Below are 13,511 nucleotides of genomic sequence, written 5' to 3'. Positions count from 1 at the left end.
CATTTAATATAATACTATAATGTCCTTATGGTAAAAACAACTGTATTTTTACAGTGTACACAGCGTAGGAGGAATCGTCAATGAAAAATGAAATTTCAATCGGATTATTAGGGCTTGGAACAGTAGGCAGCGGGGTCGCTAAAATTTTGCAGCAGCATCAACAGGATTTGCATCATAAATTGGGTGTCCAAGTGGCCATTAAGAAAGTATTGGTCAGAAACAATAAAAAAGATCGTTTACCGATTCTTGATCCAAGCGTCTTTACAACCGATATAGATGAAATATTGAATGATTCTTCTCTGGATATCATTGTGGAAGTAATGGGTGGCATGGATGGAGCGAAACGGGCGATTGAAGAAGCGCTGAAAAACGGCAAGCAAGTAGTGACCGCAAACAAAGATGTTATGGCGGAACATGGCCACGAGCTTTTGAAATTAGCCGATGCACAGAAATGCGACTTGTTTTATGAAGCGAGTGTTGCTGGGGGCATTCCCATCATCCGCACCTTGGAAGATGGATTGGCGTCAGACCGGATTTCAAGCTTAATGGGTATCGTCAATGGGACAACAAACTTCATCTTAACAAAAATGAAAAAAGAGAATATGAGTTATGAAACAGCATTGGCGGAAGCCACGAGATTGGGCTATGCAGAAGCGGACCCTTCAGCAGATGTGGATGGGCTTGACGCAGCCCGGAAAATGGTCATTTTGTCTTCACTGGCTTTTTCAACAGAAGTCCATATTGAAGATGTATTGGTCAGAGGAATGAGGGAGATTCAAGACGGAGACTTGGAAATGGCGAATAACTTCGGTTATACCATGAAGATGGTCGGCTCTTCCAAAAAAGATGAAGACGGCATCGAAGTGGCAGTAGAGCCGATTTTCCTGGCAAATTCACATCCTCTTGCTTCGGTCAATAATGAGTTCAACGCAGTATACATATACGGAGATGCAGTAGGGGAAACCATGCTGTATGGTCCGGGGGCCGGTTCGCTGCCGACCGCGACTTCTGTTGTATCGGATGTTATAGCTGCATGCAGAAACTTATTGCTTGAAGTTAACGGCAAGCGGATCCATTCTGCACAGCACGAACGGGTGATGAAACCGGAAAGCAGCCGTTACGCGAAATATTTCCATCGCCTTCTTGTAAAAGACGAAGTGGGAGTCTTATCAAAATTGACTGCCATCTACAGCAAGCATGGAGCCAGCCTACAGTCGGTTATGCAGCATCCGGCTGCAGAAGACGGCCAGGCGGAACTTGTATTTTTGACTCATCAGATTTCGAGACAGCAGCATCTGGATGTATTAAATGACTTAGCAGGAACGGCAAGCGTCATCAGCCATTACCGCATCGAAGGGGAGGAAACAGCATGAGATGGCCAGGATTGATTGAACAGTATAAAGAGTGGTTGCCGGTAAGCGAAGCTACACCTGCATTAACGCTGCAGGAAGGCAACACGCCGCTTGTCCATTTGGAGAAGCTGTCAGAGCAATGGGGAATTGAACTTTATGCGAAACTGGAAGGGGCAAACCCGACCGGTTCCTTTAAAGACCGTGGCATGGTCATGGCCGTCGCCAAAGCAAAAGAAGAAGGAAAGACAGTATTAGTTTGTGCTTCTACCGGCAATACCTCTGCCTCTGCTGCCGCATACGGCGCCAGAGCAGGCATGCGTACAATCGTCGTCATTCCAGAAGGGCGCATTGCTCTTGGCAAATTGGCTCAGGCAAAAATGTACGGAGCAGATATCTTGGAAATCAAAGGGAATTTTGATGAAGCACTTCGGATGGTCCGGGAAGTTGGACAAGAAGCAGGGATCGCACTGGTGAACTCGGTTAATCCGTACCGTCTGGAAGGACAGAAAACAATTGCGTTTGAAGTCATTGATCAGTTGGACCGTGTACCGGACATCTTCGCATTGCCAGTTGGCAATGCAGGGAATATTTCTGCATCATGGAAAGGGTTTAGTGAATATGCTGAAAAAACTGGCGCAAAACGTCCGGAGCTTTTGGGCGTCCAGGCAGCCGGAGCAGCACCAATCGTCAACAACCAAGTTGTTGAAAATCCTGAAACGGTAGCAACAGCCATCCGTATCGGCAATCCGGCAAGCTGGAATTTAGCTCTAAATGCATTAGATGAATCGAACGGAACAATTCTGGCGGCCACAGATGAAGAAATTCTGGAAGCTTATCAATTGCTGGCTTCAACGGAAGGAGTTTTCGCTGAACCGGCATCTTGCGCTTCCATCGCTGGCATTAAAAAACAAGCAGAAAGCGGCATGCTGCCTAAAGGATCGACTGTTGTGGCAGTATTAACCGGCAATGGCTTAAAAGATCCAGAAACCGCCATTTCAGTCAACGAGCACAAAGCACAATTGGTGCCGGAAGATATGGAACGTTTTTGGGAGGATTTAAAGAAAGGAGTAAAGGCATGAATTGGAAAGACTTTACGGTAACAGTGCCTGCTTCGACAGCCAACCTTGGCCCCGGATTTGATTCGATCGGACTGGCACTGGATCTTCACTTATCCATCCATGTCTCCCATGCAAATGAGTGGTCGGTCCAGTACAACGATGAAAGCTATCAGCATTTAGCAGCTTCTGCAGATAATTTGATCATTATGGCTGCTAAAAAAGTCGCAGCTAAGTATGGCCGTGATTTACCATCTGCAAGACTCCAAGTGGAAACGGATATTCCGCTTAGCCGCGGTCTTGGAAGCAGTGCTTCCGCGATTGCCGGCGGCATTGAAATTGCGGATCGTCTTCTTGATCTGAACATGCCAATAAAAGAGAAAGTGGAGATCGGCACAGAGATGGAAGGGCATGCGGATAATATTTCAGCAGCGCTATTAGGCGGCTTGACGATATCTTATGCGGATGCAGAAGAATTGGCAGTTATCCATGTTCCAGATGTAGAGATTGCTGTCTTAATCTTGGTTCCTCCTACAGAGTTTCTGACTGCAGAGTCCAGAGGATTATTGCCAGAAGAACTGCCGCATGCTAAAGCAACCTGCAGCAGCATGGCGGCGAATGTACTATCTGCGGCACTGGTAAAAGGGGATTGGAAAACGGCCGGCCGGATGATGGAGAAAGATGAGTTTCATGAGCCGTACCGAAAAAGCAGGTTTCCTGACTTTGATGCCATCCGGAAAGCCTGCCGGAAATCGGGTGCTTATGGCTCCGCTATCAGCGGTGCAGGACCGTCCTTATTCGTAGCTGCAGAAAAAGGCAAAGAACATGAAATCAGCCAAAAGCTGAAAGAGCTCTTCCCGCATTACGAATGTCTGGTTACCAGACCATCAACTGCAGGAATTAAATCAGTTGAAACCGTGTTATAGCCTAGAAAAAACGATCCGAAAATTTTCGGATCGTTTTTCTTTTTATAATTTGATGGAAATATACTTTGTTTCCAAGAAAGCTTCCAATCCTTCTTGTCCGCCTTCGCGGCCAATCCCGCTTTCTTTCATGCCTCCAAAAGGCGCTTGGGCAGTGGATGGAGCACCGTCATTCCAGCCGACAATGCCGTACTCAAGATTTTCTGAAATATAAGTCCCCCGGGAAAGGCTATCTGTAAAGAAATAAGCAGCTAAACCAAATCGTGTATCGTTTGCCAGCCGCACCGCTTCTTCATCGCTATCGAAAGCCATGATAGGGGCAACGGGACCAAATGTTTCCTCGTTCATGACAAGCATATCCGGGGTAGCATCGATTAATACGGTCGGGTTATAGAAGTAAGCGCCGTTTTCCGCTTTACCATCTCCTCCAACTAAAACTTTCGCTCCTTTTTCCACAGCGTCTTGTACATGCAGCGCTGATTTTTCATAGCCATCCTGATCAACAAGCGGGCCAATCTGGACACCTTCATCCATGCCATTGCCGACTTTCAACTTAGCGGTAGCCTCTTGAAGGCGTTGCGAAAACTCTTCTACAATTGACCGATGGACATAAATCCGGTTGCCGCATACACAAGTTTGCCCAGCGTTTCGGAACTTCGATGCCATCACCCCTTCAATCGCTAGCTCCATATTGGCATCTTCACAGACAATGATTGGAGCATGGCCGCCGAGTTCGAGCGATAAATTGAGCATGGAATCCGCACTTTGTTTCATTAATTCTTTGCCGATTTCAGTCGATCCTGTAAAAGTCAGCTTTCGGACAGCTGGGTGGCTAGTGAAGACGCGTCCAATTTTGCTGGCACTCCCTGTAACCAGGTTAATAACTCCTTTTGGGAATCCCGCTTCTTCTGCCAACTCATACATACGTACAGCAGTCAATGGCGTCAATTTTGCAGGCTTCGCTACAAAGGTACAGCCGGCTGCAAGGGCTGGGGCCATTTTTCTGGCCATCATGGCGGCCGGGAAATTCCATGGTGTGATCGAGACGACAACTCCGACCGGCTGTTTCAATACTTGAATCCGTTTGCCTTCTTTTGTCGCAGGGATAAGCCGGCCATTTGAACGTTTCGCTTCTTCAGCAAACCAGGAAATAAAGGAAGCGGAGTATTCGATTTCACCGATTGCTTCTGCCAAAGGTTTACCCATTTCCTTTGTCATGATTTCTGCAACTTCCTGTTTGTGTTCCAGTAAAAGATCATGCCATTTCATCAATAGGGAGGCACGTTCGTAAACAGTCGTTTTCGACCATGTTGCAAATGCAGTGGATGCTGCATCCACTGCTGCTGTAGCTTCTGCTTCACTGCCATTTGGAACTGTACCAAATTTTTCACCAGTTGCAGGATTCATCACATCAATTACGCCATCACCCGATGTTGTCCATTCACCATTAATATAGTTTTTGCCTTCCATTAATCTTTTCCTCCTTTTATAGCTTATATTGTCCTATCCTATCCCGTTACCTCTAATGCTGAAAACATAAACCTCTACAAGTTTTTCTCTTATCAACAAGAAAGTTCTTTTTTCACGGTGTTCAGCTTATCAAAGCAGCAACGAAAGATAAAATGAAAAGAATGGTAACAGCCTTCTGCTGGTTAAATAACAGCTTAATTGATTGTTAGTTCCAAATTGTCATTGAATTCTATTTATAATAGCTTAAATTTATGCTAACATTGCAACAATACTTTATCTAAGTAAAGAAATAGTAAAGTGTCGAATTTTCTATTGAACGCTAAAGGAGGAAGTAGAAATGGCGCAGATGCTCGCGTTGACGATTGTGGTTTTCATATTATTTATTGGCGAAGTTGTATCAATTCGCACAAAAGCTTGGATTCCCTCTATTTTTATCAGTGGAGTATTATTCTTACTAGGATATTGGACATTTTTCCCGCCAGATATTGTTGAAATTGCCGGCATTCCACCAGCTGTAGTAACAATGCTTATTTTCTTGCTGATTACAAATATGGGAACTTTATTATCCCTTCAGGAACTGAAAGCCCAGTGGAAAACAATTTTGATCGCTCTTGCAGGAATTGTAGGGATTTGTGCTGCTCTTTTCAGTATTGGCATGGTGCTATTTGATTTTCAAACAGTAATAGTAGCTATTCCGCCATTAGTAGGAGGAGTTGTTTCCGCTTTAATCATGTCTGAAGGAGCACAGGCAGCTGGATTGCCGACATTAGCAGTATTTGCAATTGTCATTTACGTCATGCAAGGTTTTGCAGGCTATCCTCTAACTTCCATCATGCTAAAGCGTGAAGGCAGGTCTCTTCTGCAGAAATACAGAAACAACGAATTGAAGGAAAGAGTGTTGGTGTCTGAAGTAAAAGGAACACCGACTGAAGAAGTAAGAGAACCAAGAATGTTCGCAAATATGCCAGATAAGTACAATACCGACTTTTTTAAATTTTTCCGATTGGCGTTAGTTGGCTATCTGGCTTACCTTGTTTCCGATTTGTCAGCGCCTTATGTCGAAATCAGCCCATATGTACTCTGTCTATTCTTCGGGGTTGTAGCAAGGAGCATCGGTTTCCTCGAGCGTCATCCGCTTCAAAAAGCGAATGGTTTCGGTTTTGCCATCCTAGGTCTATTGCTTTTTGTTTTTGATGGCTTAAAAAACGCTACACCAAGCATGATGTTGGAAATTATTTATCCACTGGTAGCCTGCATTGCTTTAGGGGTTGCGGGGATGTATATTTTTTCTTTCATTGTCGGCAAATTATTGAAAGTCAGCAAGGAAATGGCGTTTGCTGTTTCACTCACTGCGCTTTACGGATTCCCAGCGGATTATATTATTACCGTTGAAGTGATCAATTCCTTAACTAAAGATGAAAAAGAACGGGATGTATTGACAAGCCATATGTTGCCGCCAATGCTGGTGGCCGGGTTTATCACTGTAACAATTGTGTCGGTTATTCTGGCAGGAATTTTCGTCGGATTCCTATAGTAAGGTACTTCTTTCAAGGATTCATCCAACTGAAGGCTGATTGAATCAAGGGAACCATTATTGCCCATTAAAGCGGAAGAAAACAGGAGGATTAGTAAAATGATTAATGAAATCATCAAGAACGCCGTACAGGAAAACAATGAAGAAATGATTGGGATTCGCCGCAAATTGCACAGTGAACCGGAACTGTCCTGGGAAGAGTACAATACTTCTCAATTTGTCTTTGAATATTTGACGGCTCTTGGGATCGAATGCAGAAAAACGGACCCTACTGGCGTGATCGGCACTTTAAAAGGCGGTAAAGAAGGCAAAACCGTTGCGCTTCGTGCGGATATGGATGCATTATCAGTAGAAGAATTGAATGCCGATTTGCCTTACAAATCAGCAACGCTTGGAAAGATGCATGCCTGCGGACATGATGCCCATACGGCAATGCTGCTATCGGCAGCAAAAGCACTGGCAGGCATAAAAGATGAACTTCCGGGCTCTGTCCGTTTTATATTCCAACCGGCAGAAGAAGTGGCAACAGGAGCCAAAGCAATGGTGGAGCAAGGAGCAGTGGATGGAGTCGATGATGTCTTTGGCATCCATATCTGGTCACAGATTCCGTCCCATAGTGTAGCTTGCAATCCAGGCCCATCTTTTGCGTCAGCCGATATTTTCAAAGTGAACTTTAAAGGGCAAGGCGGCCACGGTGCCATTCCACAAGCATGCATCGATGCAGCAATAATTGCTTCATCGTTTGTGATGAATGTCCAAACTGTAGTTTCACGGACAATCGATCCCCAACAGCCAGCCGTTGTAACGGTTGGTAAAATGATCGTGGGAACAAGGTTTAATGTAATCGCTGAAAACGCTGAAATTGAAGGAACCGTCCGCTGTTTTGATTCTGAGACGCGGGACCACATCGAGAAGCAGCTGAAAATCTATGCTGAAAACACAGCTGCGATATACGGGGGTACCGCTACGGTTGAATATTTTAGAGGTACACAGGCGGTCATTAACGACACTGAAAGTGCAGAGCTGGTTCAGCAAGTGGCTAGGGAGGCTTTTGGAGAAGGAGCCGTTTACGATGAAAAGCCGACAATGGGCGGCGAAGATTTTTCATTTTATTTGGATGAAGTACCCGGCAGTTTTGCGTTGGTCGGCAGCGGCAATGCAGAAAAAGATACGCAATGGGCTCACCACCACGGAAAATTCAATGTGGACGAAGACGCTCTGGCAACCGGTGCAGAATTGTATGCACAATATGCATGGGCTTATTTAAATAAATAATATTGTTGGAGGAATAAAAGAATGACGATAAATAACCCAGTATTGGATGATTTACTGAAAGGTTTTGATACTAGTCTGTCACATTCGGGCATCAACGGGGAACGCCTTGCCCGGCGCCTTTATGAGCTATCTCATATCGGCTTTACACAAGTAGGGGGAGTTAAACGCCCCGGTTTTTCTATAGAAGAAAAATCGGCGAAAGCGCTTGTGAAAAAGTGGATGTATGGAGCGGGGCTTGATGTGTCAGAAGATGGTGCTGGAAATGTCGTTGGGCGCCTTCAAGGAGCAAATCAAGATGCAAAAGTCATTGCTTCAGGTTCTCATGTAGATTCTGTTCCGAACGGTGGGAATTTCGATGGGCCATTGGGGGTGTTATCAGCTTTAGAAGTGGTAGAGGCATGGAAGGACAGCGGATATATCCCCGAAAAACCATTTGAAGTGATCATTTTCACGGATGAGGAAGGATCGCGGTTTAATAGTGGATTAAGCGGCAGCCGTGCTATGGCTGGAGAAATCAGCGATGAAGAGATGCTGAACTTGCGTGATTTTAATGGAGCTGATTTGGAGCAGGTACTGAGAGATTATGGAAGTTCAATACAAGCGTTCAAAAGTGCAAAGCGCGATTTCAAAGAACTTGAATTATTTGTCGAAGTTCATATCGAGCAAGGGAAGAAATTAGAGCAAGAAAATCAGCCAGTAGGCATTGTCAGTGGAATTGCAGGATTAGCATGGCTGGAAGTTGAGTTTTTCGGTGAAGCTGGGCACGCTGGAAACACTCCGATGATAGGGAGAAAGGATCCGCTGGTAGCAGCAGCAGAATTTATCCAGAAAGCCTCTGAATTTCCAAGAGAGGTAAGCGAAACTGCAGTAGCCACGGTAGGCAAAATGAACGTATTCCCGAATGGAGCCAATGTGATCCCGGAAAGAGTGTCTTTAAACGTAGACATCCGTGATATCCAAGAACAAACACGAGATCAACTGGTAAATCTTATTACAGAAGAAGCAAGAAGCATAGCAGCTAAACGTGGAATTCACGTAGAGATTAAACAAAGCACAAAAATCCAGCCGATTCCGATTGCGGCAAATTTAAAAGAGAATTTAGCTGAATCATTAGCGAAATTTGGAATTAAATCGACTTATATACCAAGTGGAGCAGGGCATGATGCCATGGTTCTCGGAAGGCATATTCCAGTTGCCATGCTGTTTGTCAGAAGCAAAGAAGGAATCAGCCATAATCCTAAAGAATGGTCCTCCTTAAATGATTGTGTAATTGGAGTCCATGTTTTAAAAGATTTTATCGAGAAAATAATGAAACAATAATGTATATCCGCAAACCCATCCAATTTCTTGGATGGGTTTTTAAGTTTACAAAAATTAATAATACTATTAGAATTTTAAGAAAAAATTTACAATAAAATGAATAATTAATTATTTATAGGGTATATATGTAAATGAGGAAATAAAATAGTAAAGATTTGGGAGGCGAAGGTATGGTATCGGCGAGAAATAACCTTTCTGACACTCAGCCATTTACGGATCATAAAATACTTCAGAAGAGCCGGGAATGTTTTGTTAATGAATCCGATCGGATTGCAGAAACGGGAGAAAGATTCATAAGATATTTTATGAAAAATTCCACTCCAGAAGGTGTCCTTTTCAAAACGATTAAAGAAATAACCATGGATATGAACATCCCGCATCAAACTTTATCGAGAGTGTTGAAGGCGCTTGAAAGTAATCGCATTATATATAGAAGGAATGGCATTATCGGATTAAGAAAAGACTAAAAAATCCCATTTCATTCGAGATGAGATCAGACTATGGACAAAAACGGTTTTGGAATGGCTTCATTCCAAAACCGTTTTTTGCTGTGAACCTATAGGTACGGCGTTAAACAAGAGAAATCGGAGCTATCATCTCATACCGTTCCTATAGTAAAAAAATTGCTAACCCGCTCGTATATTTCTGGCATCTTACATTGCTTCATTTGAAGTGATGTTTTTTATGTAGAAACAGAAAATATATTTTAATTTTCCTCATGACTTCTTTAAAGAATTAAAAAAGAATATAAAAAGCTTCATAAGACTGATAAATCAGATAATATAACTATATTGGGGCATAAAGGACTAACAATAAAAATCAGAAAAAAGTTAAATATATTATCAGAGCCTAAATACTTAATTATGACAATTATTTTTTTGTTATTTTGTCTAAAAGTGTAGATAGAACTAAAAAAGTATGATATAAATGAACTACAATTATCTGAATTTTAAGAAACTAATTATTCTTTAATTCTATTTGCTTAAAAGGAGGAATATTTTGTGGGCCAAAAAATCCTTATTTTAAATATCTTAAAGAATTTAAGGAGACAATTAAAAGTGATTCTCAGCATTACTTTTCTTTCAGTTGGAGCTGTGTGGTTTTTAATGTATTTTGTCTTAGTACCTGAATACAAGGCTACCAGCCAAATTCTAGTGGAACAGGCTGAAAGCATCACTCCTTCAGCGGAAGCAGATTTGCTGGTTGCTTCCCAAGGTCCTGAAATTATGGAAACCTATAGAGCTGTTATAAGGAGCCCTCAAGTTTTAGGGAAGGTCATTGAAGGATTAGGTTTGAATTTAACGATCAAGGAATTACACGAAAAAATTATTGTTTCTGAAGCAGCTGATTCTCAAGTATTAAATATAACAGTTTCCAGTGCAGAAAAAGATTTGGCAATTCAAATAGCTAATACAGTCGCATTAACTTTCAAAGAAGAAGTTCCTAAAATGATGGAAGTGGATAATATATCGGTCATTCCTATTACGAGTGATCAACTTCCAACTTCGTCATTTGAAAAAGATATGGTTTTCAGCTTAGGAGTTGCCGGGGCTTTTGGTTTTATAATCGGCACTTTGGTGGCATTTATCCTGGAAATGCTAAATACATTATTTAAGGCAGGAAGACGAGACAGCAAATCCGCAGCTGCAAAGCTGCAAACCGTATTTAAATAGTTTTTAGCCGAAAAACAGGGGTGAAGAGTATGTATGAGGTTGTTGCCATACACGATCATATGCGCTGGCAAAAAATTCTCGACCTTTTCCAAATTACAGATATATATTACACGAGCCAATATTTTTTAAGCGCAATGAAACTGGACCCCGGCGAATCGATGATGTTTTATTATACCGGTGAAGATGGGGAGGTAGTTTATCCATTTATCAAAAGGAGCATAGAAAATGATGCCCCAGGTTTTTTTGATATCACCACACCTTTTGGATACGGAGGCCCATTATTAAAGACTAAATCGAATGCTTCTAAATTGGCTGCAAATTTCCTTAATGAATTTTCTAGGTTTTGCGAAGAAGAAAAAATTATCGCAGAGTTTATCCGCTTTCATCCTTTAAAAAATAATGCTCTTTTATTTGAGAAACAACTGAAATTACTTCCTTTATATGACACTTTCTCCATTGACCTTAAAGAATATGAGCAGCAGGAGAATGAACTTGATCAACATGTTATAAAGAAACTAGGAACAGTACGCCATATGTTTGAATTTCTGGTTTTGTACTATTCGACTGTGAGGCGGAGAGAAGATGCCGATAGCTACTACTTTTTTACAAATGATTATTTTGAAACACTTATCAGTTCACTTGGTCCACACCTTCATTTATTTGGAGCTTACTGCGGAAACAAGTTAGTATCCGCTTGTTACGTATTAACTATGGGAGATACCATTTACCATCATCTGGACGGCAGTTTGGAAGAAGCAGAAGACTCCGACGCAATGAAAGCCCTCTTATTAAAGATTGCGGAGTGGGGAAAAGAGAATAATTTCACTTTTTTTCATCTCGGAAGTGATTTTAAAGGAGAGGGAAGAAAAATTTCAGGCCTTAAAAAAGGAATAGCAAATCATGAACCATCAACCTTCTACATTTGTGAAAAAGTTCATGATAGCTCGACTTATAAGAAGCTGATTTCTATAGAAGAAATTGACGTGATAAAAAGATATCGAAATGTTTAAAAGAAATAGTAATGTAGACCGTAAAACTATATGCCAACTTGGAGAGGGGATATATAATGAGGTATTTACAGTATAAAGGAGTCATCGAGCGAGAGTATAAGAAGTCGTTAAAAAAGATCATGTTTGACCTCTGTGTAAAAGAAGGCCTGACAGCATCTCAAGGAGCCAAAAAGTTAGGAATCGCTAAAGAAATATTCGTTTACTGGCGGCATCATTACCGATACGAAAGAAAACAATTATTGTTTGATCAAACTGTGAATGATTTGGACAAGCTGCAGGATTTGTATGCCGAAGACGCAAAATCCATCGACTTAAGCAAGCCATTCTTGTTTCAAAAAGAGGAGTCTGTGCGTGGGCTGGAAGAATTGATCGACCGCATGATTGATTATTATAAAATCGTTCATTACAATAGTAAGGGCTTAGCTGTCGAATCTGCAAAACTTCCTTTATATGAATTCAGTCAAGGTGTGGTTGAGCGCTATCGCCGAGGTGAGTTGCTGGAAGAAGCAAAGAATGCAGCAGCAACTTAAAGGAAATCTTTATCAGACAGGACGGAAGTTCAATGCAACCATTTACTGAAAAAGCTGTTGAGACGATAAAAAAAATACCGATTGGGAAAGTAATGACTTATGGGCAAATAGCTGCTCATGCTGGCAGTCCGCGGGGAGCTAGGCAAGTTGCCCGTTTGCTTCATAGTATGAGCAGTAAACATCAATTACCATGGCATCGTGTAGTGAATGCTCAAGGGCAAATCGTAATTCAAGATGAAGAGGCACGATTTACGCAACAGTCATTTCTTGAACAAGAAGGAGTCGAGGTCGATCGTCGTGGGAAAATCGATTTGCGGCGATATCAATACATACCTGAAGAGCCGTATGATCAATAATAAATACATAGTTTCATTAGATTTAATACATAAATTAACCTGCACTTCTTCGACATCCGTTTACTTTTTCTAACATGGTCTTTAATCCTCACTCACTTTTAAAATAAAGGAAACTCCCTTTCATTTTCATTTTAATAAATCGTATGCTTCTTTGATTTTTGTTTATTTTGTTAATCGGTTGGGTAAATAAGCAGAGTGTGCCGTTTTAAATGAAAAGAGGAAAACAATTTATGAAAAATACAGATAAACCAGTTATTGGAATTACAGCGCGAGTTGAAAAAGACCAAATGTATTCACTTGATCCGGTTTATGGCCAAGCTATTTTACAGTCCGGCGGATTGCCGTTGATTGTCCCGATTGTAGATCAAGAAGACATTCCGGTATTATGCGAACGGCTGGATGGCCTAATCGTTACAGGTGGAGGAGATATTAATCCTTTGCTTTATGGAGAAGAACCGCATGTCCGCTTGGGAGCGGTATATCCTGGCAGTGATGAATACGAGAAAGAACTGATATTAAATTTCCTGAAGCTGGATAAACCATTTATCGGGATGTGCCGAGGGCTTCAAATGCTGAATATTTCACTAGGCGGCACAAATTATCAGGATTTGGAAGCACAATTTGAAGGCAATTTAAATCAACATAAACAACTGGCAATGCGGACGCACCGGACCCATTCGGTTAAACTTGAAGAAGATAGTAAACTGCTTGAGATCATGGGCGAAAAAGAATTCAATGTGAATTCGTTCCATCACCAAGGAGTGAAAGATGTTTCAAGCCAGTTGAAAGTAACAGCCCGAGCTGCAGATGGACTCGTTGAGGCACTTGAAAGTGAGTTTTATCAATTTGTAATGGGCATACAGTGGCATCCTGAAGAATTTGCGGTCCAGGGAGACGAAGCCTCCAAAAAACTATTTGATCGTTTTGTAAAAGAATGCATGAAAGATAAAGGGCAAAATCAATAAATATTTTAAAGTCTCTATTCAAAAACCCCTACACTATCAGAAACCAAT

At 41.9% G+C, this 13,511-nt stretch carries 12 protein-coding genes; 11 read left to right on the top strand and 1 reads right to left on the bottom strand.

What is annotated here, in order from left to right; all coding sequences use genetic code 11:
- Positions 1-80 precede the first annotated feature (80 nt).
- The 3 genes from AC3AQ9_RS17995 to thrB are packed head-to-tail and all read left to right on the top strand — an operon-like array spanning position 81 to position 3,333.
- Positions 81-1,373 carry a homoserine dehydrogenase gene (locus tag AC3AQ9_RS17995; RefSeq protein ID WP_488308864.1) on the top strand — a complete coding sequence of 431 codons (1,293 nt, stop codon included), beginning with the start codon at positions 81-83 and terminating at the stop codon, positions 1,371-1,373.
- Positions 1,370-2,431 carry a threonine synthase gene (gene thrC, locus AC3AQ9_RS17990; protein WP_488308863.1) on the top strand — a complete coding sequence of 354 codons (1,062 nt, stop codon included), beginning with the start codon at positions 1,370-1,372 and terminating at the stop codon, positions 2,429-2,431. The genes AC3AQ9_RS17995 and thrC overlap by 4 nt, the downstream gene beginning before the upstream one ends.
- Positions 2,428-3,333, top strand: coding sequence for a homoserine kinase (thrB, locus tag AC3AQ9_RS17985; RefSeq protein WP_488308862.1), 906 nt, complete (start codon positions 2,428-2,430; stop codon positions 3,331-3,333). Before thrC ends, thrB begins: the two co-directional genes overlap by 4 nt.
- A 42-nt stretch (positions 3,334-3,375) precedes the next feature.
- Here the strand turns inward: thrB and AC3AQ9_RS17980 are convergent, their stop codons facing one another.
- Positions 3,376-4,800, bottom strand: coding sequence for an NAD-dependent succinate-semialdehyde dehydrogenase (locus AC3AQ9_RS17980; RefSeq protein WP_488308861.1), 1,425 nt, complete (start codon positions 4,798-4,800; stop codon positions 3,376-3,378).
- A gap of 337 nt (positions 4,801-5,137) precedes the next feature.
- On the opposite strand from AC3AQ9_RS17980, the gene AC3AQ9_RS17975 reads away from it, so the two are divergent.
- The 8 genes from AC3AQ9_RS17975 to AC3AQ9_RS17940 all read left to right on the top strand — a co-directional run bounded on the left by AC3AQ9_RS17975 (position 5,138) and on the right by AC3AQ9_RS17940 (position 13,463).
- The gene (locus AC3AQ9_RS17975; RefSeq protein ID WP_488308860.1) at positions 5,138-6,334 is read left to right on the top strand and encodes a hypothetical protein; all 1,197 of its coding nucleotides are present in this window, start codon (positions 5,138-5,140) and stop codon (positions 6,332-6,334) included.
- Positions 6,335-6,433: 99 nt separating this feature from the next.
- Complete coding sequence (locus AC3AQ9_RS17970; RefSeq protein ID WP_488308859.1) at positions 6,434-7,609, top strand: amidohydrolase; 1,176 nt, start codon at positions 6,434-6,436, stop codon at positions 7,607-7,609.
- Positions 7,610-7,630: 21 nt separating this feature from the next.
- A complete protein-coding gene (locus AC3AQ9_RS17965) occupies positions 7,631-8,929 on the top strand; it encodes a Zn-dependent hydrolase (protein ID WP_488308858.1) in 1,299 nt (432 codons plus the stop codon).
- A 1,001-nt stretch (positions 8,930-9,930) separates the two neighbouring features.
- Positions 9,931-10,602, top strand: coding sequence for a YveK family protein (locus tag AC3AQ9_RS17960; RefSeq protein ID WP_488308857.1), 672 nt, complete (start codon positions 9,931-9,933; stop codon positions 10,600-10,602).
- Between the two features lie 29 nt (positions 10,603-10,631).
- A complete protein-coding gene (locus AC3AQ9_RS17955) occupies positions 10,632-11,612 on the top strand; it encodes a GNAT family N-acetyltransferase (protein ID WP_488308856.1) in 981 nt (326 codons plus the stop codon).
- Positions 11,613-11,668: 56 nt separating this feature from the next.
- Positions 11,669-12,142 carry a hypothetical protein gene (locus AC3AQ9_RS17950; RefSeq protein ID WP_488308855.1) on the top strand — a complete coding sequence of 158 codons (474 nt, stop codon included), beginning with the start codon at positions 11,669-11,671 and terminating at the stop codon, positions 12,140-12,142.
- A gap of 32 nt (positions 12,143-12,174) precedes the next feature.
- Positions 12,175-12,498 carry an MGMT family protein gene (locus tag AC3AQ9_RS17945; protein ID WP_488308854.1) on the top strand — a complete coding sequence of 108 codons (324 nt, stop codon included), beginning with the start codon at positions 12,175-12,177 and terminating at the stop codon, positions 12,496-12,498.
- A 230-nt stretch (positions 12,499-12,728) separates the two neighbouring features.
- Positions 12,729-13,463, top strand: a complete 735-nt coding sequence (locus AC3AQ9_RS17940) for a gamma-glutamyl-gamma-aminobutyrate hydrolase family protein (protein WP_488308853.1) — start codon at positions 12,729-12,731, stop codon at positions 13,461-13,463.
- Positions 13,464-13,511: the final 48 nt, after the last annotated feature.

It is taken from the genome of Planococcus sp. VCh962 (genome assembly GCF_057748275.1).
This window is presented reverse-complemented; position numbering and strand designations above follow the sequence as displayed.

Coding starts and splice junctions, on each gene's coding strand:
- AC3AQ9_RS17995 (WP_488308864.1), top strand. CDS start 81: ATGAAAAATGAAATTTCAATCGGATTATTAGGGCTTGGAACAGTAGGC.
- thrC (WP_488308863.1), top strand. CDS start 1,370: ATGAGATGGCCAGGATTGATTGAACAGTATAAAGAGTGGTTGCCGGTA.
- thrB (WP_488308862.1), top strand. CDS start 2,428: ATGAATTGGAAAGACTTTACGGTAACAGTGCCTGCTTCGACAGCCAAC.
- AC3AQ9_RS17980 (WP_488308861.1), bottom strand. CDS start 4,800: ATGGAAGGCAAAAACTATATTAATGGTGAATGGACAACATCGGGTGAT.
- AC3AQ9_RS17975 (WP_488308860.1), top strand. CDS start 5,138: ATGGCGCAGATGCTCGCGTTGACGATTGTGGTTTTCATATTATTTATT.
- AC3AQ9_RS17970 (WP_488308859.1), top strand. CDS start 6,434: ATGATTAATGAAATCATCAAGAACGCCGTACAGGAAAACAATGAAGAA.
- AC3AQ9_RS17965 (WP_488308858.1), top strand. CDS start 7,631: ATGACGATAAATAACCCAGTATTGGATGATTTACTGAAAGGTTTTGAT.
- AC3AQ9_RS17955 (WP_488308856.1), top strand. CDS start 10,632: ATGTATGAGGTTGTTGCCATACACGATCATATGCGCTGGCAAAAAATT.
- AC3AQ9_RS17950 (WP_488308855.1), top strand. CDS start 11,669: ATGAGGTATTTACAGTATAAAGGAGTCATCGAGCGAGAGTATAAGAAG.
- AC3AQ9_RS17945 (WP_488308854.1), top strand. CDS start 12,175: ATGCAACCATTTACTGAAAAAGCTGTTGAGACGATAAAAAAAATACCG.
- AC3AQ9_RS17940 (WP_488308853.1), top strand. CDS start 12,729: ATGAAAAATACAGATAAACCAGTTATTGGAATTACAGCGCGAGTTGAA.